The organism is Bradyrhizobium sp. Leo170 (assembly GCF_004296405.1).
In the GTDB taxonomy this organism is placed as follows: domain Bacteria; phylum Pseudomonadota; class Alphaproteobacteria; order Rhizobiales; family Xanthobacteraceae; genus Bradyrhizobium.
Window position 1 is genome coordinate 22,133 of the sequence record NZ_PSRR01000023.1, and the last position, 23,495, is coordinate 45,627.

Here is a 23,495-nt window from a genome sequence, read left to right on the forward strand (position 1 = left end):
ATTGTCACGTCGACAATGCCGGTCCGGGATCATGGGCCGGGCGCAACGCCGGCCATAACGGGGAAGCCGCAATGGCCATGAAGTTCCTGCCGCGAACGATCGCAATCACCCTGGTCGGCGCCGGCGCGTTGTTCGGCTCGATGGGGTCGACGTTCGCCGCGGACAAAGTGACGTTCCTGACGAGCTGGTTCGCGCAGGCCGAACATGGCGGCTTCTATGAAGCAAAGGCGACCGGGCTGTACGAGAAGGCCAGCCTCGACGTGACCATCAAGATGGGTGGTCCGCAGGTCAACGGCTCGCAGCTCCTGCTCGCCGGCGAGACCGATTTCCTGATGGGCTACGACATCCAGGTGTTGAAGGGGCGGGAGCAGAACCTGCCGCTGGTCACAGTCGCCTCGTCCTTTCAATTCGACCTCCAGGGACTGATGACGCATGACGATGTCGCCAACATCGCGGCGCTCAAGGGCAAGCCGATCCTGATCGCAGGCTCCTCCCGCGTTACGTTCTGGCCCTGGCTCAAGGCCAAGTACGGATTCACCGACGATCAGATCCGCCCTTACACGTTCAACCTGCAGCCTTTCTTCGCCGACAAGAACATGGCCCAGCAGGCCTATCCGTCGTCCGAGCCCTATCAGGCCGAGCAGCAGCACGAGAAGGTGAAGTTCTTCCTGCTCGCCGACGGCGGCTATCCGCCTTATGGTTCAACAATCGTCACCACCGAGAAGATGATCGCGGAGAAGCCCGATGTCGTGGCGCGCTTCGTCAAGGCCTCGCTCGAGGGCTGGCGCGACTATCTGAAGAATCCTGCGCCGGCCAATGCGCTGATCAAGGCCGACAACCCGAAGATGACTGACGGACAGATCGCGTTCGCGCTCGAGAAGCTGAAGGAGAACAAGGCCATCGACGGCGGTGATGCCGCAAAGCTCGGCATCGGCGTGATCACTCAGGATCGCTACAAGCAGATCTACGATTTCCTGGTCGCGGGCGGCCTGCTCGATCCCAAGGTGGACTGGCACAAGGCCTATGACGATCGCTTCGTCAAGGACCTGAAGATCGGAGTGCAATAGTGGGCCGATGAACGCTCTCTTGCCGGGCAAGCCGCTTGATGAAGGCGGACAGCGGATGGTGACGGGCGGCGAACGTCCGCCGGCGGTCGAAGTGCTGTCGGCCGAGAAAGTGTTCTCGAACGGCACGCGCGGACTGGCGCCGATCAATCTGTCGATCGCTGACGGCGAGTTCCTGACGCTGATCGGCCCATCCGGCTGCGGCAAGAGCACGCTGCTGAAACTGATCGCCAACCTGATCGAGCCATCGGACGGCCGGCTGTTGTGGTGGCGCGGAAATTTCTCGCAGGTCGGGCAGGAGGGCAGGCGGTTCGCCTTCGTCTTTCAGGAGCCGACCTTGATGCCCTGGGCGCGGGTCGAGGCCAATGTTCGGCTTCCGCTGGAGCTGTCCAACGTTACCAAGACCAAGGCAGCGCCGCTGGTGGCCGAAGCGCTCGAACAGGTAGGCCTTTCGGCTTTCACCAGGCATTTCCCGCGCCAGCTCTCCGGCGGCATGAAGATGCGGGTCTCGATCGCGCGTGCGCTGGTGACGAAGCCAAATCTGCTGCTGATGGATGAGCCGTTCGGCGCGCTGGACGAGTTCACGCGTAACAAGCTCGACGCCGACCTGATCCGCCTGTGGTGGGAAGGCAAGCTGACGACAGTGTTCGTGACCCACTCGATCTATGAAGCTGTGTTCCTGTCGACCCGCATCATCGTGATGGCGGCAAATCCCGGCCGCATCTTCCGCACCATGACCATCGGCGAGCCGCAGCCGCGTGGCGAGGGCTTTCGCGATAGCCCGAAATTCGCCGCCTATTGCCGGGAGCTTTCGACCTGGCTCGCCAAGGCGTCGCTGCCTTCCGCATCGGCAGGTGTCTCATGAAGCCGTTGCTGCAGTCCGAGGCTTTTGTGCGGATCGCCGCTCCGCTTGGGGTAGGGATCGCGCTGTTCGTGCTGTGGGAGGTCGGCTTCCGGCTCGCATCCGTTCCCGTCTATCTGTTTCCGAAGCCGAGCGACATCTTCACAAGCTTCGTCAACAATGGACCGTCATTGTTCCGTGCATTGCTGGTCACGTTGCGCGTGACATTGCAGGCGTTTGCCGCGGCGGTCATCATCGGAACGCTGGTTGCGTTCATGTTCGTGCAAAGCCGCGCGATCGAGATCAGCCTGTTCCCCTATGCGGTGCTGCTGCAGGTGACGCCGGTCGTCGCGATCGCGCCGCTCGTCATCATTCTCGTCAAGAACACGCAGCTCTCGCTCACGATCTGCGCCACGCTGGTGGCGCTGTTCCCGATCATCTCCAACACCACGCTCGGCTTGCGCAGCGTCGATCCAGGGCTCGCCAATTATTTCCGGATGAACCGCGCCAGCCGGTTCAAGACCCTGGTCAAGCTGCGAATCCCCGGGGCCTTGCCCTATTTCTTCGGCGGTTTGCGAATCTCCAGCGGGCTCGCCTTGATCGGCGCTGTGGTCGCCGAATTCGTCGCCGGCACCGGCGGCCGCTCGTCGGGGCTTGCCTACGAAATCCTCGATGCAGGCTTCACGCTCGATATTCCCCGCATGTTCGCGGCGCTGTTCCTAATCACACTGACCGGCGTCGTGCTGTTCGCCGCGATGGTGGTGCTCTCTAGACTCGCTTTGTCGAACTGGCACGAAAGCGAAATAAGGACCGAGACATGACTGCGATGCTGATCGAGAACGCCGTCGGGATCTTCACCGGCCTGCCGGGCGCCGCGATGCGCGCGACGGGCGCCATCCGCATCCGCGACGGCGTCATTGCCGAGATCGGCGCGCTCGAGCCGCAGCCGGATGAGCAGCGGCTCGATGCGCGCGGTTGCGTCATCTATCCAGGCCTGATCTCCACCCATCATCACATGTTCCAGAGCGTGATGAAGGGCGTCATAGCCGGCATCAACCTTCCGCTCGCGGGCTGGCTGCGCGCAGCGCCCTATAGCCTATGGTCGAAGCTTGACGAGGAGGCGCTGGCGGTCGCCGCAAGAATCGCGCTGTCCGAACTGCTGTTGTCGGGAACGACAACGGCCGCCGATCACCACTATCTCTTCAGCGACACCTTCAGGTTCGATCCCGCGCATGTGATCTTCGAGGTCGCGCGCAACCTGGGCATCCGCTTGGTGTTCTGCCGCGGCGGTGCCACCAAGGACCGTCACATGAACGCCGACGACTTTCCGCCGATGCCTGTGGAAACGCTCGACTCCATGCTGAAGTCGGCCGAGGCCTGCGCGCAGCGCTTCCATGATCCATCGTCGAGAAGCCTGACGCGTGTTGCGCTGGCGCCGACCACGCCGACCTGGTCGCTCGATCCTGGCGAGCTGAAGGAGGTGATCGCGGCAGCGCGGCGGATGAAGCTCCGGCTGCACAGCCATCTCTCCGAGACCGCTGACTATGTCGACTTCTGCCTCTCGGTCCACGGCAAGCGTCCGGTGGAATGGCTCGCCGACCACGACTGGCTGGGGCCCGATATCTGGTTTGCGCATCTCGTGCATCTCGATCCCGGGGAGGTCGAGATGCTCGCAAGCACCGGTACCGGCATGGCGCATTGCCCGCAATCCAACTGCCGCCTCGGCTCCGGTGTCGCGCCGGCCGATCACATGGCGCGGCTTGGCGGCGCGGTGTCGCTCGGTGTCGACGGCGCGGCCTCCAACGAGGCGGCTGACATGATCAGCGAAATGCATAGCTGCTGGCACACCCATCGCGCCGTAAAGGGCGCGCATGCCGTGACGGCCGAAGACGTCGTGCACTGGGCGACCGCCGGCGGCGCCCGCGTCCTCGGTTTCCCGGAGATCGGCACGCTTGCGCCGGGACAGCAGGCCGACATCGCGATCTTCGATCTGAACCAGCCGCGGCACTTCGGCATGCACGATCCGATGATCGCGCCGGTCACCTGCGCCGGCAGCGCGCATGTGCGTTACCTTTTGGTCGGTGGCCGCATCGTGGTCGAGGACGGCGCCATTCCAGGCCTCGATATCGCAAAACTCAGATCCGATGCCTTCCGCGTGGTCGAGCGGATGGCGGCCTGATAGCGGAGGAAATCATGCTCAGCACCAAACAGCCGGTACTTCGCCGCTTCTGGTATGCGACCGTGCCGCTCGAGCATCTCAAGGATGGTCCAAAGCCATTCACCCTGCTCGGTGAACCGATCGTGCTGTTCCTCGATGCAGAGGGGCAGCCGGCGGCGCTCGAAGACCGCTGCTGTCATCGCACCGCGAAACTGTCGAAGGGCTGGTGCAAAAACGGCAACATCGTCTGCGGCTACCATGGTTGGGAGTATGATCGTGACGGCAAGCTCGTGATGATCCCGCAGTTCCCGTTCGAGCAGCCCGTTCCTGAGGCGCGAGCGCAGTCATTTCGGGCGCGGGCGCGATACGGCTATGTTTGGATCGCGCTGGATGAACCGTTGCGCGACATTCCCGAAGTTCCGGAGGATGGTCGTCCGGATTATCGCCGCATCCACCAGTTCTACGAAAAATGGAATACCGCTGCGCTGCGGCTGATGGAGAACTCCTTCGACAACGCCCACTTCGCTTTCGTGCACAAGGGTACTTTCGGCAACATCAATCAGCCCAAGCCAGAGAAATACGAGATCGTCGAGACCGACGAAGGCTTCGACGCCGAGACCGTCATCACCGTTCGCAATCCGCCGAGCGCCCATCGGATCAGCGGCACGACTGATCCGGTCACGAAGCGACACCAGCGTAACAAATGGTTCATGCCGTTCTGCAGGCGGCTCGACATGGAGTATCCATCGGGCATCCGGCATATCATCTTCAATTGCGCGACGCCGATCTCCGACGGCCAAATACAGGTCGTTCAGATCCTCTTCCGTAACGACACCGAGGCCGACTGCTCGACCCAGGAATTGATCGACTGGGATGCCGCGATCATCGCTGAGGACCGCGACATGCTCGAATCGACTGACCCCGACGCTATAGTGGATATGAGCCGGAAGATCGAAATGCACATGCCATCGGACCGGCCGGGCATGATCATGCGCAAGCGACTACTTGAACTCCTGCGAGCGCATGATGAGGAGGAGCAGCCTAAGCCCCAACTGGCTTAAAGCAAGGTTCAGAGAATACGAGTGCAGCTAGGTGCAGATGGCCTATCTCAACGATAGCTCGACCTGTGTGTACCGAAAACCTAAACCCGGACGTAGTGGTGATGGAGTCCGCCAAGGATCGCCGTCGATTTGATGCTGCCGGTCGGCTGAACCGGACGAGAGACCGGCGCATCCTTATCCAACGACCGATGCGCCTCAAGACAATCAACTGATGTCGAAGCGCTACGTTCTCAGCCACAAGCCGGATTTTCGACTTGAATGGACAGGCCAAGACCGCCACGACGAAACACAGGGGCCCGAACATTCCGCCAGCTTAGGCGATTCTATCACGTCAGCAACTCGGATAGGGTTTTCGGTACACACAGCTCCGTTGTAGCCACTAAGAACACTACTCTTGCTTATCGGGTGAGCGTTCATTCATCGTCAGAGTCGATATATGTCGCTGCATGAATTTCGTGTTCTTACTTCCGTCTGTGAAGTAAACATTGTCGTTTCTCACACATCGCGGGCAGTCGTTTTGCGTTGCATCAATGCGCGTCAACAAAATCTGCGCGTTGATGTGAAGGAAGATATGTAGGAGCACGAAATTTCGAGCCACTCGGTGATGGCCAGGCCGCTCCTGAAAGAGGGAAAGATAAGCGTGCCAGACGTGGGTCTGTTCTCAGGCGAGGGCCTGCACGGTGCAAAGGATCCGCCAAGGCTGGTTGCTCGGCGAGGTCGCAGCGAGATCGCCTTCGCAGGCATCATGGGCAGCGGGCCGGGCATTGAGAGTCTGGTGGCTCGGACCGTTCGTGCTGCGGGACCGAAATCTAACAGAAAGCGCGCAATGGCGAAAAGGCAAAACGCAGTTGATCTGCTTGGGATCCGGATAGCCGAAGCTATCGTTCTGACACTTCTTGAGGAAGGTCGGGAATCTAGCACGGCCTTTGAAGAAGTCGAAGGACGCCTTGTGCGGGTCCATCGCCGCCTGCGTCAGCGGGTGGTGCGGAACTTCGTAAAGGAAGTCAGAGTGCTCCGTCAGGCCGATCAGTTCCTTGATCGGATCGAATTGAGAGAGCTTCCTCGGCTCGCCGCGCTCGTGCTCAAGGATCCTCTGATCCAGGCAGAGATTGTAGACCCCACCGGCAGCAACCGATTGTCCGCAGAAACAGTTCTTCCTCGGCGTCGTCGGCGTAGATCCTGAAAGTCGTCGGCATGGACTACTATCCGGACCTCGATCTCTTCGCTCGGACCGAACTGCTCCAGGGGACTCCTCCGGACGCGCTCCGGGTCCTTCAAGCTTGGGCGGGACGAAGGCGTCTTGCCGCTGGCGACATCCTGTTTCAACAGGGCGACCGCACGACGTCTCTTTTTCTGGTGATCGCGGGCCGGCTACGGGCTTCGCAGATGGCCCAGGGCGGTCAGCAGATTATCATCCGTTATATTGGTCCGGGAGAGGTCGCGGGCTGCGCGGCGTTTGTGGAAAACGATACCCATCCCGGCACCGTGACCGCTGTGGACGACAGTCATTTGATTGGCTGGACGAGTGCCAGCCTCAGACAGATCATGGAGCGTTATCCCGTTATTGCCATCAATGCCGTCGCGCTGCTGTGCCGGCGATACCACGAGATGCAGATTCGTCTGCGAGAAGTCTCGACCGAACGGGTCGAGCGTCGGATTGGTCATACCCTTCTTCGTCTGGCGCATCAGTCGGGGGGCCGGACGGCGCGCGGCATCGAGATCGCGTTTCCACTGTCCCGCCGTGACCTCGCCGAAATGGTCGGAACCACCCTGTATACCGTCAGCAGAATCGTCAGCGTGTGGGAGGAGCGGGGCATCGTCAGCTCCGGGCGGCGCCGCGTAGTCCTGTGCAAGCCGCATGCTCTCGCGGCCATCGCAGACGAAGAAGAATAGTAAGCCTGGGCGCTCACGCCGACTCTGACCTGGCTCGCGGCATATGGTCCCGAGGATTGGCGTCGCCGTGACGCTTTTTCGCTCGCATCAGCTGAAAAAATCAATCATGGAACGCGCCGAGCGTATGAAGGCCAACGCAGCTGGGTGATCGATGCCCTCCCTATGCACGATCGCCACCTCGGATGGCTGCAGGCCTGGCAAAGCCCGAATGATCACGCCAGGCAGGCGATAATTTTTCAGCGACGCTGGTGCAATCGCGATGCCGACCCCCGCTGCCACGAGCAGGCTCAGCGTATACATGTCGCTGGCTTCGTGGATGGCCGCAGGGCGAATGCCGGCATCGCTCAGAACAAGCGATTGCGCTGCGGCGTATCCGGGTGCGTTACGCTTTGAATAAGTGACGAACTCTGCGCCGTCGAGATGACACAGCTCGAGATCCGGTTGCGTCGCCAGCCGGTGCGACGCTGGCAGGAACAGCTTGAATGGCTCCTTGTGAATGAGGATGGTGTGCAATCCTCGTGGCTCGAGCAGCGGAAGACGCAAAAAGCCGACGTCGAGCATCCCACTCCTGATCAGGCCGAGCTGCTCGGCTGTCAGATGATGGCGCAGATCGAGTTCAACGCGCGGGTAATCCTTGCGAAAAGCGGCGATCAGGGGTGGAATCACATAGGCTGCGGCGGTCGAGATGAACCCGATCCGCAATCGACCGATCTTGCCCTCGGCTGCCAGCCTTGCCCGCTCGACAGCGCGCGTTCCGATGTCCAGGATATCCCGGGCCTCCTTGAGGTAGATCCTTCCAGCATCGGTCAATGTCGTCTTCTGGTGCGAACGCTCGAAGAGCAGAACACCGAGCTCCTGCTCGAGCTTGTCGATCTGCGTGCTGAGAGCCGGCTGGCTCAGATGCATATGCTCGGCCGCTCGGCTGAAATGGAGCGCCTCGGCGACGGCGAGGAAGCACCGCAGTTGAACGATTTCCATCTACACGCGTCCTTGGGGTGAGGTCTGTAACCTTGAATCGTGCGAAAGACGGCGGTCATTAGCCGTTGGTTCGATGACGAAGGTCAGCCGGCTCACACGTCAGACTTTCGCGGGCGCGAAGGGCCATATCGATGAACAGACGGGTCTCAGTCTGTGTCGTGTGCTTGCGCAAGATGACGCCGATCTCGGCCGCCGGTAACCAGTCCGCTCTCAGAAAAGCGAGGCCTGGCAAGTTGTAGTTGCGCGCGGAGATCGGGGCGATGGCGATGCCGATGCCGACCGAAACCAATGATACCAGGGTATACATTTCTCCGACCTCCTGGACGACGTCTGGATTGATTCCGTTATTGTTCAGCGTTCGCATGATTATGTCGTGATACCCCGGCGCGTTGCGTCGCGAATACATGATGAAGGAATTTCCTTCGATATCGCGCGGCCGGATCATCGTCTGCTGTGCCAATGGATTGTCCTTGGATACAACCACGGCATGGTCTTCGCTATGAACCGTGAGCATCTCGACATCGTGCGGAAACAGCAGTGGCAAACGAATGAAGCCGACGTCGAGGGCGCCGGCTTCGACCAGGGTGAGCTGCTCGGTATTGATGTGATTTTGCAGCCTCAGCTCGACCTGTGGGAAAGATTGGCGAAACTCGGCAACGAGCTTGGGAAGGAAGTGCCCGGTGATCGCGGTTGAAATAAAGCCAACTTTGAGTTGCTGCAGGATGCCGGTAGAGGCGCGACGGGTGTGCTCCGCCGCGTGCTGTGCCGTTGCCAGCATCTCGCTGATCTCGGCGCGAAAGATATTTCCTGCGTAGGTGAGCCGCGTCTCCTGGCGGCCGCGCAACAGCAGGCTCACGCCGATCTCATCCTCCAGATTCTGAATTGCGAGGCTCAGTGCCGCCTGGGTAAGGCCGAACTCCTCCGCGGCCTTGCGGAAGTTCAGATGTTCCGCGACTGCCAGAAACATCTGGAGTTGACGAATTTTCATGAGTTGCGGCCCCAGATCACTCTGCGACGAGAAACCCGACGCAAACGAAGCCGTCATTTGTCGAGGTTATCACGAACATCAAACTGACGAATTAACTTGAGCGCAACGTTTGTCATAAGCGGACGGTTCGACATTGCGCTAGATCAACGGAAGCGCGCATTACAAGCGTTCCAAAGCCCGCGAATTCGTCTCATCTGTTGATTGTAGATGAGCTGCATGGCGTCGCCATGCGACCCGCTCCGATCGACAGAACTTATCACGGATCTCAAAACATACGATTTCACCTGCGATCGATCATCCAGCAATCTCTCGTCGTCATCAGTTGCGTAGCTCGATGATCTTCCGAAGTCGGGCTCACGAATTGAAATCGTCCGCTGGAGAGATCGAAGATGGATGTCACAACATATAAAGCGGCTTATACCGCCCATAACTGGTCAACGCGCCGAGAGGGAAAGCAGCGTCGAATGGCGCTCGTGAGCCCTTGGATGAACGGGAAATTCCTTCCGCAAAAGAAGATCGTCGAGGCGCTGGAGACCCTGCTGGTTCCGGGCGACCGTGTTGTCATCGAGAGCGTGCAAAAGCAGGCCGACTTCCTCTCGCGCTCGCTCGCCAAGGTGAACCCGAAAAAGGTTCACGATCTGAAGGCGGTGATCTGGGCGATCGCACGCCCCGATCACATGGAGATATTCGAGCAGGGAATCGCCAGCGAGGTCGACTTCAGCTTTGCGGGTCCGCAGAGCCTCCGTCTCGCGCAGATGCTCGAAGACGGGCAGATCAAGGTGAATTCGATCAACACCTATGTCGAGCTTTCAGCGCGCTTGTTTGTCGATTTGATTCCGAATGCGGTGCTGGTCTGCGCCGATATGGCCGATCATGAGGGCAATATCTACACCGGCGCCAATACCGAAGACACGCCGTCGATGGTCGAAGCTGCTGCATTCCGCGACGGCATCGTCATCGTCCAGGTCAACCAGATCGTCGATAAGCTTCCACGCATCGATATTCCCGGCGGCTGGATCGACGTGATCGTCGAATCCGATCGCCCGTTTGCCAAGGAGCCGATCCAGACCCGTGATCCCAAGGATATCAAGGAGCTGCAGATCCTCACGGCGATGATGGTGATTCGCGGCGTCTATGAGCGCCATCAGGTTCTCTCGCTCAACCATGGCGTCGGTTTCGACACTGCGTCGATCGAGCTGCTGCTGCCGACCTATGGTGGCAAGCTCGGCCTGAAGGGAAAAATCTGCCGCAACTGGATTCTCAATCCGCAGCCGACCCTGATTCCCGCGATCGAGAGCGGATGGGTAGAGAGCGTTCATAGCTTCGGCAATGAAGACGGTATGGAGAAGTATGTCGCGGCGCGCCCCGATATCTACTTCACTGGCCAGGATGGCAGCCTTCGGTCGAATCGCGTGTTCGCCCAGTTGGCTGGCCATTACGCTGTCGACCTGTTCGCGGGCTCGACCCTGCAGATCGACTCCGAGGGCAATTCCTCGACGGTCACGAAGGGACGCATCGCCGGCTTTGGTGGCGCTCCCAACCTCGGTAGCGATGCGCGCGGCCGTCGCCATCCCTCGCCGGCGTGGTTGTCATTGATCACATCGGATGACGCCACCGTGCGCGGCCGCAAGCTATGCGTGCAGGTGGTCGAGACGTTCAAGGCCGGCGGCGTGCCGCTGTTCGTTGAGACGCTCGATGCGGTCCAGGTTGGTAAGGACGCCAAGCTGCCGATCGCGCCGGTGATGCTCTACGGCAACGACGTCTCGCACGTCGCGACCGAAGAGGGCATTGCCTACCTCTACAAGGCGGATGGCCTCGAAGAGCGTCGCGCGGCTGTCGCGGCCGTCGCCGGTGTCACCAAGGTCGGCCTCAAGTCGAATGCCAAGCAGGTCAAGCGGCTGCGGGAGAAAGGCGTGGTCGCTTACCCCGAGGATCTCGGCGTGCGGCGTTCCGATGCCAACCGATCGCTGCTGGCAGCGCGCAGCATGAAGGATCTCGTGACCTGGTCCGGCAGTCTCTACGAGCCCCCCGCACGCTTCAGGAGCTGGTGATGAGGTCGCTTTCCGCCCGACGCGCGGAGAGGGCAGACGCCCAGGTCGCATCGACCTTCTCCGTCCCGATCAGCGTCTTCCCGACGCAACTTGCCACCTTGGCCGTCGATTCCCTGATCGCGGAAGCCAGCCTGACGCCCAAGCCAGGGCTGGTCGACAGTCGAGGACCCGGCGCTCATGCCGATCTCGACATCGACCTGATGCATCGGTCGGCCCGCTCGCTCCATTCCTGCTTCCGGGACATGTCCCGGGCTGCAAGGGGGGCGGTTGTCGGCCGGCAGATTCGTGAGCAGCTCGCAGCAATCGGCCGTGAGGGCGAAGTTGCGATGTTCGCAGCGACGGGTGGCGTCAATACACACAAGGGTGCCATCTGGTCCCTCGGTTTGCTGGTGGCGGGAGCGGTGATGTCCACCCGGCCCGGCGATGCCGAGGACATTGCAGCCATCGCTGGCGGCATCGCGCGCTTCAGCGATAGCCGAATGCCGACCGGCGCGACCAACGGCAGTCGGGTGGTCGAGCGCCATGGCGTGCCCGGTGCCCGCGGCGAAGCTCAGAGCGGCTTCCCGCACGTCGTGAGCATCGGTCTTCCAGCCCTGCGGTGGGCCCGCTCTCGCGGTATCGCCGAGACCTTCGCCAGACTGGATGCTCTGCTGTCGATCATGGCGACGCTTGACGACACCTGCCTGCTCCATCGCGGCGGTCCCAAGGCCCTCGAAACGGCCAAGACCGGCGCGGCTGAAATCCTCCGACTGGGCGGCACATCGACCCAGCCAGGTAGCGATGCGCTGGGTCAACTAGACATCGATCTGCTTGAGCTGAACGCCTCTCCGGGAGGTAGCGGAGATCTGCTTGCCGCCACGCTGTTCCTGGACTCCCTCAACGACACGTCGGCGGGCTCGCCTGTCAACATCGACCACAAAGGAGTTTTTTCGCAATGGAAATCCTGAACTTTCAATTCCCTTCATCGAAGGTGAAAGCGCGACGTGCCCATGTCGGCGTTGTCGGATCGGGTGATCTCGAGATCCTGATGGAGCCTTCCATCGACGACGCCACCCACGTCACCATCCAGACCAGCGTCACCGGCTTCGGTGACACCTGGAAAGCCGTCCTCGAGCGATTTCTCGGCCAGCACCCGGAAGCCGCAAGTATCGAGATTAACGATTTTGGCGCCACTCCCGGCACGGTGGCGTTGCGTCTTCAGCAGGCTGTCGAGGAGAGCCAGTCATGACCTTCACGCCAATACTATCCGACGAGGTTGTCGCATTGAGCACTCGTCGCAGCTACATCGAGCTCAACGCGCGGGCACGGGCTCAGCAATTGCTCGATCAGGGTACGTACCGCGAATTGCTGGGTCCGTTCGATCGGGTGGAATCGCCCTGGCTCCCGATGCAGGGAATCGTCACGCAGTCTGATGACGGCTGCGTCGTAGCCAAGGGCAAGATCGATGGGCAGCCGGCCGTCGTCATCGCCATGGAAGGCAAGTTCCAGGGCGGCTCGATCGGTGAAGTCTGCGGCATGAAAATGGCCGAGGCCTTCCGCCTGGCGCGCCTCGACAACGAGAAGGGCATCCCGACCCGCGCGGTGCTGTCGCTCGAAAGCGGCGGCGTGCGGCTTCAGGAAGCCAACATGGGCGAACTGGTGATCGCCGAGATCTACAGCGAGATGGTGGCGTTGCGCAAACATACGCCGCTGATCGTCGTGATCGCGGGACCGACCGGCTGCTTTGGCGGCATGTCGCTCGCTGCCGGCCTCGCCTCCTACGTGGTGATGACGAGGCAGGCACGGCTCAGCATGAACGGCCCCGAAGTGATCGAACTGGAAGCCGGCAAGGACGAGTTCGTGGCCAGCGACAAGCCGTTCGTGTGGAGCGTCAATGGCGGCGCGCAGCGCTTCGCCACCGACTTTGCGGACGTCCTTCTTGAGGACGATGCAAACGCGGTGACCGAGGCCGTCAAGGATCTGTTCCGCAAGGGGCAGCCCGCGCAACTGCGAACCGACAAATACGACCTCTTCATCAAACGCCTGAAGTCGATGGATCCATCCAAGCAGTGGACGGGCGAAGACATTCGGAATGCATGGAAGGCAGGTGCGAAATGACCAATCCTCTCAACAATCGCGGGCGCAAGTGGTTCGAGGCCCTTACCGGCAGTACCGGCAAGGTCGACGGCAACCCCGGTTCTCTCATGGTTGCCGAGGCCAATCTCGGCGGCGAGAAAGCGGTCTTCGTCGGCGTTGCGCCTGATGCCAACGCGCGCTTCCCGCGGACCGGCCACACGGAGGTCGGTCTTGAAGAAGGTTGGTACGGCACGAAGAATCTGCGTGCCGTCATCGAGGCGGACAAGAACGGTCCGAAACGTCCGATCATCACGGTTTGCGACTCCAAGAGTCAGGCCTATGGCCGCCGTGAGGAGTTGTTCGGCATCCACCTTGCTGCAGCCGCCATCATTGCAGCCTATGCCGATGCTCGCACTGCCGGTCATCCGGTGATCGCTCTGATCGTTGGACGCTGCGTGTCGGGCGCGTTCCTGGCGCTGGCGGGCCAGGCCAACCGGATGATCGCGTTCGACGATCCGGAGGTTCTGATTCACGCCATGTACAAGGACGCGGCGGCCCGCATCACGCGCCGCAGTGTCGCCGAACTCGACAAGCTCGGTGAGACGATTGTTCCGATGGCCTACGACATCGGGTCTTTCAACAAGCTCGGCGGACTTCACTCGCTGCTCAAAGTTGCCAACCCCGACACCCCGGCGAAGGCGACGGTCGAACAGGTCAAGAGCGCCTTGATCGAGGCGATCGCAGACGCGCGCAACTCCCCGCGCACCCTTGATGTCCGCCTCGAGTCGGACGGCGCCAAGGCGTTCCGCAAGGGCTCTATCAAGGTCCGCGAGCTCATGACCCGGCAGTGGGCTCCTTCCTGACAAGAACTGCGCTCGCCTCAGAGAGGCGAGGCGAGCGCAACCTACCTTCAAGCGAGCGATGACAGGAAAGCCGCCATGCGCGGCGAGAACCATGACCCGACAGATCGGTACCCCGCACAAATTCCGTCCGCATGATCTGGTGTGGATCGATGATCCGCGGAGCTTCATTGCGGCGACGCCGACGCCAACGCCGGCTTGGGTCGCCACTACTCTCGCTGCAGAGCTGGTCATGGTGGTGCGACGTGGCCGCGTGTCACCGGGTCTGATCCCGGTCGGCGTTCGTGGCAGCGCACGTGACGAGCGCTTCGCCGGCGCAGTGGCTTCCGGCTCTATCACAAGACGGGTCAGGCCGGAAGATTTGTTGTCGCAGCGCCAGGAGCCAACACAGGCTCGCCGCGACGCGATGCCGGCATTGGAGGGATTTTACGCGGTCATGTCGGCTTGGGCAGATCTCAATCTGCCCTGGGGGCCGGTCGGCAGCGTTGGCTTTGAATTGGCAACGGGTGTGCCGGTCGCCACCGCGTCCAGTGATCTCGACCTTGTCGTCTACGCTGCGTCGTACCTGTCGGAGCAAGACGGCAATCTGTTGCTGGAGGCGGTCGCAGGCATCGACGCCGTTGCCGACATTCAAGTCGAGACGCCGCAGGGCGGCTTTTCACTGCGCGAATATTGCGACGGTCGGTCGCTTCGGCGGCGATTGAAGACTTGCGACGGCGGCGCGCGGCTTGTCCGCGACCCGTGGTCAAACGCATAGGGAGAAGTCGCATGACCATCGCCTTTCTGTTTCCCGGCCAGGGATCCCAGCGTGCAGGTATGCTTCACGAACTGCCCGATCATCCAAGCGTGACGTCCACGCTCGATGCGGCGAGCAGCGTACTGGGCAGAGACGTGCGCGAGCTCGACGAAGCAAAGACCCTGGCGTCGACGGTATCGACCCAGGTGGCGATCTATGTTGCGGGCGTCGCCGTGGCCCGTGCGCTGGCGGCCGAGGGCGCATTTCCCGATGCCGTCGCCGGCCTTTCGGTGGGCGCTTATGCGGCGGCGACAACGTGCGGCGCGCTATCCTTCGCCGACGGTGTTCGCCTCGTTCACCTACGCGCGAGTCTGATGGAGGCGCAGTTCACCACAGGCTATGGCCTCGCCGCCGTCGTCGGTCTCGACGAGGAGCAGGTGTCTGCGCTGGTGGCCAAGGCCACGACCGAAGCGTTTCCTGTCTATGTCGGAAATCTCAACGCGCCGCGCCAGATTGTAGTGGCCGGGGCGCTGCCGGGCGTGGACCGGGTCGTCGAACTCGCCCTTCAGGCCGGTTGCAAGAAGGCGGAGCGCCTTGCCGTCGCGGTGCCGTCTCACTGTCCGCTTCTGCAGGGAGTCGCGGATGTACTGGTCGAGCAGCTTCCGACGCTCGAGCCTGGAACGGTGCAAACCAAGTACATGACCAATCGCAGGGCTCGTCCGACGCGCGTGCTGGATCGTATTCGAGACGACTTCGCCACCAACATTGCGCATCCGGTCCGCTGGCACGATTCCACGCAGGTTCTTGTCGAACTGGGGACGACCCTGTTCGTCGAGATGAATCCTGGTCAGGTGCTGTCGAGCTTGACGACAGAAGCGTTCCCGCAAGTTCCGTCCATCGCGATGGCGGCGGTCCCCTTCAACAACGCGGCTCGGCAAATCCGGGAAGCGATGGAGGCGGCCGAATGACCCATTTCTGCCGCCGACCATTCGATCGACTTGGACGAGATCGATCGGCGGAAAACGAAATATCCGACCTTCCGTTTCTCAATATCCTCACACCCAACGGAGACTCATGTGGCCATTTTTGAATCCCTAAGTGGGGTAATCAGTTGCATGCTGATGATCACGCTCGGTTACTATCTGACCCAAATCAAGTGGTTCAATAAGGATATTGGGCAACTATTTTCCAAGTTCGCAATGACGGTCACCATCCCACTCTACATGATCGTCAGTATGATGAAGTCCTACAAGAAGGAGGACCTGCTACAGCTCGGCGTCGCCGTCATCGTGCCACTGTGCTCGATGTTGGCTCTCTGGATCATCGGCATTATCGTCTCGAGAATAATCAACATTCCAGAGCATCGGCGCGGCGTATTTCGAGCCATGTTCTTCGTCTCGAACAGCGCCTTTATCGGATTTCCGGTAAACATTGCACTGTTCGGCGATAAGGCGTTGCCGATCGCGGTGATGTATTATCTGGTGCAGTCGCTGCTGTTCTGGACGATCGGGGCCTACGGCCTCAGCATCGATGGACCGAAGTTCGCTCGCCTCCAGAACACCGAGAATTCCGATGTAGCTGTGCCTCGCGTGTTCAGCTTGCAGACGATCAAGAACATTATGTCGCCACCCTTGATCGGCGCCGTGGTGGCCATCCTCCTCATACTGTTCTCCGTGAAGCTGCCGACATTTGCCAACAGCACGATGACTTACCTCGGCAGCATGACAACACCACTGGCGATGTTGTTCATCGGCATTGCGATCTATGTGGCGAATCTACGCAGCGTTCGCATCACCCCGGACATGGGAATCTTGATTGCTGCACGATTCCTGATAGCGCCTGCGGTGACGATCGGGGTCTGCTACATCTTCGATGTCCCCGATTTCATGCGCAGCGTCCTGATCATTGAATCGGCCATGCCCGTGATGACCCAGGTCTCGATCGCAGCGCGGGCGTACAAGGCAGATGCCAACTACGTTGCCGTCATGACCGCGCTGACTACTGTCCTGGCACTGTTCACCATCCCGACGTACTTCATCCTTCTCACATTCAAGATCATCTGATCGCTCGATTCAGGTTTGGAATGAAAATGGTGAGGCTGACGTCGATGGCAGAGTGAAATAGTCCTCCGAACCTGGGGTGCGGCAATGCATCCCGGGTTCGGCGGTGACGAGTGCCTCTTCAGTAATCTCTCTCAGGGGAATGAAAGTGAAAAAAGAACAAGAGGTTGTTCAACGGCAGCGATGGCCGAGGTCGCTGTTCTCTGCGCCGAGTATTGTACTGTTCCTGCTGTGCGTCCTGTACTTTTCGGCATATGTCGATCGCGTGAACATCAGTACGACGGCGAGCCTGATGCGGCACGAGTTCGGAATCTCGAACGCCGAAATGGGCTTGGTGTTTTCCGCCTTCAGTTATCCCTACGTGCTTTTCATGGTGTTCGGCGGCTGGCTCGCAGATCGTTTTGGCGCCCGCCGTGTTCTGATCGCCTGCGTGACCGTCGCCGCTGTGGCGACCTTCGCGACCAGCATGGTAACCGGCCTGGTAGGCCTGTTCGCTTGTCGCTTGCTGCTCGGCTTTGGCGAGAGCGTGATGTTTCCATCTGCTACGCGCGGCATGCAGGCCTGGATTCCGCAGGACCGCTACGGTTTCGTTCAGGGCATTACCCATTCGTTCTCCCGGTTGGGTAACGCGGTGACGCCACCGATCGTGGCTGCGCTGGTCATTCTCTGGGGATGGCGCGGATCGTTCGCCGCCATGGGTGTGTTGACTGTGCTCTGGGTCTTCTTCTGGGCGTACTACTATCGCGATGACCCTCGCGATCATCCCAAGGTTCTCCCCGAAGACCTCATAGATTTGCCGGAGCGGGCGCCCGCCAAGGCGCGCAGAGTACCTTGGCGTCGCCTTGCATGGCGCATGGCGCCGGTGACCTTCACCTACTTTTGCTACGGCTGGTCCGCGTGGGTCTATCTCAACTGGCTGCCGTCGTTCTTCCTAGACGGCCATGGGTTCGATCTGAAGAAATCTGCAGCGTTTGCATCTGGCGTGTTCTTCGCAGGTGTGGTCGGCGATACCGTGGGCGGCCTGATGAGCGATGCCATCAAGCGACGCACGGGAAACGTGAAGCTCGCGCGGCTGGCCGTAGTGTGGGTCGGCATGCTTGGTTCCGCCGCGTGCCTGACAGCGATGATGTTTCTCGATGACGTGATGATCATCACGATGGTGCTGGCCGCAGGCTTCTTCTTCCTCGAGCTTGTGATTGCTCCAGCCTGGGCAGTCCCCATGGACATCGCGCCGCAATATGGCGGCACAGCCAGCGCGATGATGAATATCGGCTTCGCGCTGGCCGGCATCTTGTCGTCGGTGACATTCGGCCTGATCCTCGACCTCACGGGCAGTTGGTACCTGCCGTTCCTGTGTTCGATCGGCCTGCTTCTGGCTGGAACAGTGACAAGCCTGGCGATGCATCCGGAACGGCAATTCATCGATGAACCGTCTGAACCCGTGAAAACCGCGACACTGCGAATTGTTGGAGAGGGCGACGTCGGCTGACGTCTCCATGGATTGATATATCGCGCACGAAGATTGTGTTGGCGGGAGCAGGGCGAATTGGAGAAACCCCCGGCCATCTGGCGATGCTGCAATGGCTTGGGGACATCTGCTCCTCGACGTGACCGCAGGATCTCCGGTGGGCAAGGCGCTCCACCGTTCCCACGCGGCTGCGGTGGTGGGTGCCGATGTTTCATTGCGGGTCCACCACTGACAGTCCGCTCTGGCCGGTGCCGATGTTGTCATCGTCACCGCTGGTTTCGGCTCTCCCGGTTGTCGATCACCGCGATCGACTTGTCGGAGAGATCAGCCGGGAGGGGTCGCTTCCGTTATGGGTGAGTTCAGCGAGTGGCGTGGCCAGCATTGATGCCTTACCCGCGTCTGTGGATCGTTTGCCGGTCGTAGAAGGAGGATAGACATGATCAATCGGCGTCACGGACAAGGCGGACGTTTTGTCGGTATGAATCGCCGCCTGCTCCGTCGTTGGAGCGGCAGTGCCGCTTTCTGCCGGGATGATGTCGGGCAAGCCGGCGTCCTGTGCCGCCAGCAGGCCAAGCGCGGACCAATCGAGATTGGTCCAGCCGTGAGCGACCATGGCGACGAGGCGATCGTGGACCAGGCTGGCCGCTGGCATCGGCGCGCTATGTCTTTCGGCTTCGGCAAGCGCCAGCCGGAGGTCCTTGACTGCCAGTGGTGCGGGCATGCCCGGTGGACAGTACCGCTCATTGGCGATCTTGCCGCCATAGGTTCGATGAACGCGCGAGTCGAACAGCGAATTGGTGAGGATGTCGAAGCCGATGCGATGATCAATTCCGCCCTTGCGGAGCAGCGCGAGGACTTCGGCCACGCCTTGCATGGTCAGTGCGGTCAAGACATTAGCCGCGAGCTTCATGAGGTTGGCGGCGGCAGCCTCTTCGCCGATGACGAAGAGACGTTGGCCGAGAACTTCGAGCAGTGGGCGAACACTATCGATAGCGGCATGGGGACCCGCTGCGAGAATGAACACGTCCCCCGTATGTGCCATGTCCGGATTGCCGAGAATCGGAGCAGAAACATAATTTTGGCTGCGTGCCGCATGGGCCGCGGCCAGATGGCGGGAGAGGGGCGGGCTCACCGTGCTCATCGAGATGTGGATGGCGCCGGTCGCGAGCATATCGAGCAGTCCCTGCGGACCGGTCGCAACGCTTGCCAGCGCGTCGTCGTCGGGCAACGAAGTGATCACAACGTCGCAATCTGCGAGATCGGCGAGGTTCGCGGCCGCGATGATCCCCGGTCGCACCACGGCATCGATTTGAGCCTGAGACGCATCCCACACGATGATCGGATAGCCCGCGGCGCCGAGGTTTTCAGCAAAAGCACGTCCCATTCGACCGAGTCCGACGACGCCAACGAGGCGTGGACGAGCCGGCTTTGCTGGTTGCGGCGATGGCGTGGAAGGGGACGCTGTAGCGACGATGGCGGCTGACGATCTGCGATCTGTGCGTACGCGGGCCATGGCGGATATCGCTCTGGAAATTGAATCTAAGCGCAGCATGACACTGGATTTCTGGGTGGAAAACCCCCCGTGCGGCAAATGATTGTTGCGTGACTGGAAAACGGGATACGTCGTCGATGGACTACCTCATGGCCATGCGCGCCTTCACCCGTACAGTCGAACTCGGCAGCTTCTCGCTGGCCGCGATGGACCTCGGCGTGAAGGTATCGACGATTTCCCGTCATGTTGCGGCTCTAGAATACGATCTCGCCGCGACCCTGCTCAATCGGTCGACGCGCCGTCTGCACCTGACCGAGGCCGGTGCCGTGTTCTACGAGCGGGCTACGCATATCCTGAACGCCGTGGGGGACGCTCGCGCCGTGACGACGTCGCTGAACGGGAAACCGCGAGGACTGTTGCGGATCAACATGTCAACCACGTTCGGGCGGTTGCACGTCATGCCGCACATGAAGGATTTCATCGCCGAATATCCCGATATTCGCATTGATGCCACGCTGACCGATGTGATGGTCGACATGATCGAGTCCGGGGATGACGTCGCAGTGCGAATTGGCGCGCTCAGGGATTCGACCATGGTGGCGCGGCGCCTCGCCGCGCATCGACGTGTCGTCGTTGCTAGTCCTGCCTATCTTCGGAATCAAGGTTCGGTCGCCCAGCCGGGTGACCTGGCCAAGCACAATTGTTTGGCTTCCAAGACGGCAACCGGCGATTGCTGGTACTTCCGGCGGCACAGTGACGCATCGACAGAACTATACGAGATTGCCGTGAGTGGAAACGTTCGCGCGAACAGTTCCGATGTCCTGCACGACGCAGCCGTGGCGGGGCTCGGCGTGGCGCTGTTGCCGTCATGGTTGGTGGGTGAAAATCTGCGGGCAGGGCGCCTTGTCCCGCTGTTGGGCGATTGGGACTGGTTCGCAGCACGCGGCCCGGAGCCGGCGATCTGGGGCGTCTACCCGCCGAAGAAAATCGTCTCTCCCAAGGTTCAGGCTCTCCTCGCGTTTCTGGCACTGCGCTACGCGAGTCCAGCCTATTGGGATCGCCCTTCGATGGAGGATAGCTCGCGACCAACGGGCGCGGAAGTATCTGGGTGAGTGGCGGCCGATTTGACCGCCTCGATCGCAGCCCGATCGGCGCCACGCCGACCGAATGCCGGCCCTGGAAAGTGCAACGACGCGAGAGCGTGCCGATCCGGCGAATGATCACCGTTGCGCCACGCGCAACAGACCTTTGCCGGCACGAACTCGTCACTTAACCCTTGTGCAAGTTCGGCACTCTAACGGTTGTCGGCAAGCGATGACTTTCTATCTCGGCTCCGTGATTCGGTTCCTTGACAAGGTCGTTCGCGCCCTGACCACGCTCCCGAAGGACGCCCTCATGCTTGCCCAGATATCCATCCGTACCAAGATCACGATCGTGGTGTTCTTTCTTCTGATTGCCATGACGGGCATGGGCTTGCTTGCCGTCGCAAGCATGCGCTCCATCAATGCCAACACGACGGAGATCCAGCGCCTCTGGTTACCGAGCGTGCGCACGCTCGGCGAGTTGCGCAGCATTGCCACGGGATATCGTGGGATCGTCCGTCTGCATATCCTGGCCGAAACGCTGGCCGCCAAGACAGCCGCGGAGAAGCGGCTGGTGGAGGCGTCGCAGAGCCTGCTGAAAATCCGTCAGCGCTATGAGCCACTTATCAGTTCATCGGAAGAACGTGCCATCTACAATGACTGGGTCCAGCAATGGGAACGCTACGAAGCAATGGTCCAGCAAGTCGTGGTTCTGTCGCGCGACAGCATTGGCAGAATTCCCCATGATGCGTTCGAATTCAACGAGACCAAGGCCTATCCGGTCGGGAAGGCAGCAGACGTCATCCTCGATCGCGACGTCGATCTGAATAACAAGGGCGCGGACGATGCGGGTATCGCTGCTGAGGACAACTACAATTTCGCCTTCCTTCTGCTCGCGACCATTCTTGCTGCGTCGGCCGCGGCAGGAATCAGCGTCGCGGTCTACCTGGTACGCAGCGTATCAAGCGGCATCGCCTCGATCGTGGGCCCTATGCAGGCGCTTGCCCATGGCGATCTCAGCGCTGAAGTGCCGTATCATGGCGCGAAAACCGAAATGGGCAAGATGGCAAACACCTTGCAGATGTTCAAACAAGCGCTGATCGAAAAGAAGGCCAGCGACACTGCTGCCGCGGCCGATGCCGAAGCCAAGATTCAACGTAGCCAGCGTGTCGATAGCATCACTCGGGAATTCGAGACGATCGTAGGCGAGATCGTCGAGACGGTGTCGTCGGCGTCGACGGAATTGGAGAGCTCCGCGGGTAGCCTGACCTCGACAGCGGAACGGGCGCAGCAGTTGACTGCGGTGGTGGCGACAGCATCGGAGCAGGCCTCCGCCAATGTGCAGTCTGTGGCCTCTGCGACTGAAGAAATGAACTCGTCAGTGAACGAGATCGGTCGCCAGGTCCAGGAGTCCGCCCGCATCGCCAGCGCGGCCGTCGATCAAGCCCGCATGACCAACGCCAACGTTGACGAACTGGCCAAAGCGGCCGGTCGGATCGGTGCCGTCGTCGAATTGATCAGCAGCATCGCTGGGCAGACCAACCTGTTGGCGTTGAACGCAACGATCGAGGCGGCGCGGGCCGGTGATGCCGGCCGTGGCTTTGCCGTTGTTGCGTCCGAAGTGAAGGCTTTGGCGGAGCAAACGGCGAAAGCCACCGGCGAGATCGGCCAGCAGATCGCCGGGATCCAAGTCGCGACGAGGGAGTCGGTGGACGCGATTAAGGAAATCGGTGCAACAATCGAGCGGATGTCAGAGATTTCATCGACGATCGCCTCCGCAGTCGAAGAGCAAAGTGCGGCGACACAGGAAATCTCGCGAAACCTGCAACAGGCGGCGATGGGCACCCATCAGGTCAGTTCCAGCATCATCGACGTGCAACAAGGGGCCAGCGAAACAGGATCGGCCTCGTCGGAGGTGCTTTCGGCGGCGCGATCGCTGGCGCGCGACAGCGACCGGCTGAAGGTCGAAGTAGGCAAGTTCCTCAATACCGTGCGGTCTGCGTAAATCAGGGAGCGGATGCAGAGTGCGTTAGTTAGCCATCCTCCAAACTGCCGGCCCGTCAGGCCGGCGTAACGAGAATCGTCTCCGCGAATTCGAAGTAGCTGTGTGTACCGAAACCTTATCCGAGTTGCTGACGTGATGGAATCGCCTAAGCTGGCGGCTGAACGGCTGAACGGCTGAACGGCTGAACGGCTGAACGGCTGATCGGATCGATCCGGCGTGAGTGTGTGGACCACATCATAGTCTTAGGCGAGGCGCATCTGCGCCGAATCCTGCGATCGTATGCGGACTACTACAACCGCGTCAGAACTCATCGATCCCTTAACAAGGATGCGCCGGTTTTCCGCCCGGTTCAGCAGACTGGTGTGATCAGTTCACGCGCCATCTTGGGCGGACTTCATCACCACTACGCCCGAGCGCGCCGGCATCGTCGACGATCGTCGAAGCGCCCACGAGTCGATGCTGGCAGCTTGCCGCGGGGTCCAAGGCGGCAGATGACCTGCGCGGGTTGGCCTGCGAAAATCGCGGCGTGAGTACCCGAAGGCGAAGCTTGGCCGGGGGTTGTCGGCGACCTGCTACTTGCAGCCGCGGCAGATCGTAAGCTTGCGCTTTAGTTTGTCGTCTTCCGCTTGATCGACCGATTGCAGCCCTGCGATACTATTGGGCTCTTGACTGAGTTTGGACTGTCTTGCCGCGCGCGACCTAG

At 60.8% G+C, this 23,495-nt stretch carries 24 protein-coding genes; 19 read left to right on the forward strand and 5 right to left on the reverse strand.

The genetic code is table 11. From position 1 onward, the window contains the following. Window positions 1-71: 71 nt before the first annotated feature. From CWO89_RS06820 to CWO89_RS06840, 5 genes are read left to right on the forward strand one after another with little or no spacing between them, the layout of a single operon-like run. The gene (locus CWO89_RS06820) at window positions 72-1,067 is read left to right on the forward strand and encodes an ABC transporter substrate-binding protein (RefSeq protein ID WP_130577868.1); all 996 of its coding nucleotides are present in this window, start codon (window positions 72-74) and stop codon (window positions 1,065-1,067) included. A 7-nt stretch (window positions 1,068-1,074) separates the two neighbouring features. Further along, window positions 1,075-1,929, forward strand: a complete 855-nt coding sequence (locus tag CWO89_RS06825; protein WP_130577869.1) for an ABC transporter ATP-binding protein — start codon at window positions 1,075-1,077, stop codon at window positions 1,927-1,929. Then, window positions 1,926-2,726 carry an ABC transporter permease gene (locus CWO89_RS06830; RefSeq protein ID WP_130577870.1) on the forward strand — a complete coding sequence of 267 codons (801 nt, stop codon included), beginning with the start codon at window positions 1,926-1,928 and terminating at the stop codon, window positions 2,724-2,726. The genes CWO89_RS06825 and CWO89_RS06830 overlap by 4 nt, the downstream gene beginning before the upstream one ends. Beyond that, complete coding sequence (locus tag CWO89_RS06835) at window positions 2,723-4,084, forward strand: amidohydrolase family protein (RefSeq protein WP_130577871.1); 1,362 nt, start codon at window positions 2,723-2,725, stop codon at window positions 4,082-4,084. Before CWO89_RS06830 ends, CWO89_RS06835 begins: the two co-directional genes overlap by 4 nt. 14 nt (window positions 4,085-4,098) lie before the next feature. After that, on the forward strand, window positions 4,099-5,124 hold the full coding sequence (locus tag CWO89_RS06840) for an aromatic ring-hydroxylating dioxygenase subunit alpha (protein ID WP_130577872.1): 1,026 nt from the start codon (window positions 4,099-4,101) through the stop codon (window positions 5,122-5,124). Between the two features lie 661 nt (window positions 5,125-5,785). On the opposite strand, the gene CWO89_RS49420 is transcribed toward CWO89_RS06840, so the two are convergent. Continuing rightward, window positions 5,786-6,085 (reverse strand): hypothetical protein, encoded by a 300-nt coding sequence (locus CWO89_RS49420; RefSeq protein ID WP_130577873.1) that lies wholly within the window; start codon window positions 6,083-6,085, stop codon window positions 5,786-5,788. A gap of 121 nt (window positions 6,086-6,206) precedes the next feature. Beyond that, complete coding sequence (locus CWO89_RS49425) at window positions 6,207-6,320, reverse strand: helix-turn-helix domain-containing protein (RefSeq protein WP_130577874.1); 114 nt, start codon at window positions 6,318-6,320, stop codon at window positions 6,207-6,209. Between CWO89_RS49425 and CWO89_RS06855 the strand changes: the two genes are divergently transcribed. Further along, window positions 6,319-7,017 carry a Crp/Fnr family transcriptional regulator gene (locus CWO89_RS06855; protein ID WP_130577875.1) on the forward strand — a complete coding sequence of 233 codons (699 nt, stop codon included), beginning with the start codon at window positions 6,319-6,321 and terminating at the stop codon, window positions 7,015-7,017. The genes CWO89_RS49425 and CWO89_RS06855 overlap by 2 nt on opposite strands. 87 nt (window positions 7,018-7,104) lie before the next feature. On the opposite strand, the gene CWO89_RS06860 is transcribed toward CWO89_RS06855, so the two are convergent. Next, window positions 7,105-7,923 (reverse strand): LysR family transcriptional regulator, encoded by an 819-nt coding sequence (locus CWO89_RS06860; RefSeq protein WP_502702894.1) that lies wholly within the window; start codon window positions 7,921-7,923, stop codon window positions 7,105-7,107. On the opposite strand from CWO89_RS06860, the gene CWO89_RS47650 reads away from it, so the two are divergent. Then, complete coding sequence (locus tag CWO89_RS47650; RefSeq protein WP_245475786.1) at window positions 7,840-8,016, forward strand: hypothetical protein; 177 nt, start codon at window positions 7,840-7,842, stop codon at window positions 8,014-8,016. The genes CWO89_RS06860 and CWO89_RS47650 overlap by 84 nt on opposite strands. A gap of 37 nt (window positions 8,017-8,053) precedes the next feature. Here the strand turns inward: CWO89_RS47650 and CWO89_RS06865 are convergent, their stop codons facing one another. Beyond that, window positions 8,054-9,040: a LysR family transcriptional regulator gene (locus CWO89_RS06865; RefSeq protein WP_130577877.1), complete on the reverse strand. Its 987-nt coding sequence runs from the start codon at window positions 9,038-9,040 to the stop codon at window positions 8,054-8,056. 332 nt (window positions 9,041-9,372) lie between these two features. Between CWO89_RS06865 and mdcA the strand changes: the two genes are divergently transcribed. The 9 genes from mdcA (at window position 9,373) to CWO89_RS06910 (ending at window position 18,234) form a co-directional block, all read left to right on the forward strand. Beyond that, entirely contained in the window at window positions 9,373-11,034 is a 1,662-nt protein-coding gene (mdcA, locus tag CWO89_RS06870; protein WP_130577878.1) for a malonate decarboxylase subunit alpha, read from the forward strand. Beyond that, complete coding sequence (locus tag CWO89_RS06875) at window positions 11,034-11,981, forward strand: triphosphoribosyl-dephospho-CoA synthase (RefSeq protein WP_130577879.1); 948 nt, start codon at window positions 11,034-11,036, stop codon at window positions 11,979-11,981. The genes mdcA and CWO89_RS06875 overlap by 1 nt, the downstream gene beginning before the upstream one ends. Next, on the forward strand, window positions 11,969-12,262 hold the full coding sequence (locus CWO89_RS06880; RefSeq protein WP_130577880.1) for a malonate decarboxylase subunit delta: 294 nt from the start codon (window positions 11,969-11,971) through the stop codon (window positions 12,260-12,262). The genes CWO89_RS06875 and CWO89_RS06880 overlap by 13 nt, the downstream gene beginning before the upstream one ends. Continuing rightward, window positions 12,259-13,131, forward strand: a complete 873-nt coding sequence (gene mdcD, locus CWO89_RS06885; protein ID WP_130577881.1) for a biotin-independent malonate decarboxylase subunit beta — start codon at window positions 12,259-12,261, stop codon at window positions 13,129-13,131. Before CWO89_RS06880 ends, mdcD begins: the two co-directional genes overlap by 4 nt. Beyond that, window positions 13,128-13,952, forward strand: coding sequence for a biotin-independent malonate decarboxylase subunit gamma (mdcE, locus tag CWO89_RS06890; RefSeq protein ID WP_130577882.1), 825 nt, complete (start codon window positions 13,128-13,130; stop codon window positions 13,950-13,952). The genes mdcD and mdcE overlap by 4 nt, the downstream gene beginning before the upstream one ends. A gap of 91 nt (window positions 13,953-14,043) precedes the next feature. Further along, on the forward strand, window positions 14,044-14,706 hold the full coding sequence (locus tag CWO89_RS06895) for a malonate decarboxylase holo-ACP synthase (RefSeq protein WP_165421034.1): 663 nt from the start codon (window positions 14,044-14,046) through the stop codon (window positions 14,704-14,706). A gap of 11 nt (window positions 14,707-14,717) precedes the next feature. Continuing rightward, complete coding sequence (gene mdcH / locus CWO89_RS06900) at window positions 14,718-15,653, forward strand: malonate decarboxylase subunit epsilon (RefSeq protein ID WP_130577884.1); 936 nt, start codon at window positions 14,718-14,720, stop codon at window positions 15,651-15,653. A 147-nt stretch (window positions 15,654-15,800) separates the two neighbouring features. Continuing rightward, window positions 15,801-16,748 (forward strand): AEC family transporter, encoded by a 948-nt coding sequence (locus tag CWO89_RS06905; RefSeq protein ID WP_130577885.1) that lies wholly within the window; start codon window positions 15,801-15,803, stop codon window positions 16,746-16,748. A gap of 139 nt (window positions 16,749-16,887) precedes the next feature. After that, window positions 16,888-18,234: an MFS transporter gene (locus CWO89_RS06910; protein WP_130577886.1), complete on the forward strand. Its 1,347-nt coding sequence runs from the start codon at window positions 16,888-16,890 to the stop codon at window positions 18,232-18,234. A gap of 277 nt (window positions 18,235-18,511) precedes the next feature. Here CWO89_RS06910 and CWO89_RS06915 read toward each other — a convergent pair whose 3' ends face one another. Then, window positions 18,512-19,804, reverse strand: a complete 1,293-nt coding sequence (locus tag CWO89_RS06915; RefSeq protein WP_245475789.1) for an NAD(P)-dependent oxidoreductase — start codon at window positions 19,802-19,804, stop codon at window positions 18,512-18,514. A 38-nt stretch (window positions 19,805-19,842) separates the two neighbouring features. Here CWO89_RS06915 and CWO89_RS06920 point away from each other — a divergent pair, with 38 nt between their 5' ends. The 3 genes from CWO89_RS06920 (at window position 19,843) to CWO89_RS47655 (ending at window position 23,322) form a co-directional block, all read left to right on the forward strand. After that, window positions 19,843-20,817, forward strand: a complete 975-nt coding sequence (locus CWO89_RS06920) for a LysR family transcriptional regulator (RefSeq protein WP_130577887.1) — start codon at window positions 19,843-19,845, stop codon at window positions 20,815-20,817. A 283-nt stretch (window positions 20,818-21,100) separates the two neighbouring features. Next, window positions 21,101-22,792: a methyl-accepting chemotaxis protein gene (locus tag CWO89_RS06925; RefSeq protein WP_130577890.1), complete on the forward strand. Its 1,692-nt coding sequence runs from the start codon at window positions 21,101-21,103 to the stop codon at window positions 22,790-22,792. A 200-nt stretch (window positions 22,793-22,992) separates the two neighbouring features. After that, window positions 22,993-23,322 carry an integrase core domain-containing protein gene (locus tag CWO89_RS47655; RefSeq protein WP_283813515.1) on the forward strand — a complete coding sequence of 110 codons (330 nt, stop codon included), beginning with the start codon at window positions 22,993-22,995 and terminating at the stop codon, window positions 23,320-23,322. Window positions 23,323-23,495 lie beyond the last annotated feature (173 nt).

What these genes read in the sequence shown, in the direction of transcription:
- CWO89_RS06830 (WP_130577870.1), top strand. Translation starts at nt 1,926, where the DNA reads ATGAAGCCGTTGCTGCAGTCCGAGGCTTTTGTGCGGATCGCCGCTCCG.
- CWO89_RS06910 (WP_130577886.1), top strand. Translation starts at nt 16,888, where the DNA reads ATGAAAGTGAAAAAAGAACAAGAGGTTGTTCAACGGCAGCGATGGCCG.
- CWO89_RS06895 (WP_165421034.1), top strand. Translation starts at nt 14,044, where the DNA reads ATGACCCGACAGATCGGTACCCCGCACAAATTCCGTCCGCATGATCTG.
- CWO89_RS06860 (WP_502702894.1), bottom strand. Translation starts at nt 7,923, where the DNA reads ATGCATCTGAGCCAGCCGGCTCTCAGCACGCAGATCGACAAGCTCGAG.
- mdcA (WP_130577878.1), top strand. Translation starts at nt 9,373, where the DNA reads ATGGATGTCACAACATATAAAGCGGCTTATACCGCCCATAACTGGTCA.
- CWO89_RS06875 (WP_130577879.1), top strand. Translation starts at nt 11,034, where the DNA reads ATGAGGTCGCTTTCCGCCCGACGCGCGGAGAGGGCAGACGCCCAGGTC.
- mdcE (WP_130577882.1), top strand. Translation starts at nt 13,128, where the DNA reads ATGACCAATCCTCTCAACAATCGCGGGCGCAAGTGGTTCGAGGCCCTT.
- CWO89_RS06880 (WP_130577880.1), top strand. Translation starts at nt 11,969, where the DNA reads ATGGAAATCCTGAACTTTCAATTCCCTTCATCGAAGGTGAAAGCGCGA.
- CWO89_RS49420 (WP_130577873.1), bottom strand. Translation starts at nt 6,085, where the DNA reads ATGGACCCGCACAAGGCGTCCTTCGACTTCTTCAAAGGCCGTGCTAGA.
- mdcH (WP_130577884.1), top strand. Translation starts at nt 14,718, where the DNA reads ATGACCATCGCCTTTCTGTTTCCCGGCCAGGGATCCCAGCGTGCAGGT.
- CWO89_RS06925 (WP_130577890.1), top strand. Translation starts at nt 21,101, where the DNA reads ATGCTTGCCCAGATATCCATCCGTACCAAGATCACGATCGTGGTGTTC.
- CWO89_RS49425 (WP_130577874.1), bottom strand. Translation starts at nt 6,320, where the DNA reads ATGCCGACGACTTTCAGGATCTACGCCGACGACGCCGAGGAAGAACTG.
- CWO89_RS06835 (WP_130577871.1), top strand. Translation starts at nt 2,723, where the DNA reads ATGACTGCGATGCTGATCGAGAACGCCGTCGGGATCTTCACCGGCCTG.
- CWO89_RS06855 (WP_130577875.1), top strand. Translation starts at nt 6,319, where the DNA reads ATGGACTACTATCCGGACCTCGATCTCTTCGCTCGGACCGAACTGCTC.
- mdcD (WP_130577881.1), top strand. Translation starts at nt 12,259, where the DNA reads ATGACCTTCACGCCAATACTATCCGACGAGGTTGTCGCATTGAGCACT.
- CWO89_RS06865 (WP_130577877.1), bottom strand. Translation starts at nt 9,040, where the DNA reads ATGACGGCTTCGTTTGCGTCGGGTTTCTCGTCGCAGAGTGATCTGGGG.
- CWO89_RS06820 (WP_130577868.1), top strand. Translation starts at nt 72, where the DNA reads ATGGCCATGAAGTTCCTGCCGCGAACGATCGCAATCACCCTGGTCGGC.
- CWO89_RS06825 (WP_130577869.1), top strand. Translation starts at nt 1,075, where the DNA reads ATGAACGCTCTCTTGCCGGGCAAGCCGCTTGATGAAGGCGGACAGCGG.
- CWO89_RS06905 (WP_130577885.1), top strand. Translation starts at nt 15,801, where the DNA reads ATGCTGATGATCACGCTCGGTTACTATCTGACCCAAATCAAGTGGTTC.
- CWO89_RS06840 (WP_130577872.1), top strand. Translation starts at nt 4,099, where the DNA reads ATGCTCAGCACCAAACAGCCGGTACTTCGCCGCTTCTGGTATGCGACC.
- CWO89_RS06920 (WP_130577887.1), top strand. Translation starts at nt 19,843, where the DNA reads ATGGACTACCTCATGGCCATGCGCGCCTTCACCCGTACAGTCGAACTC.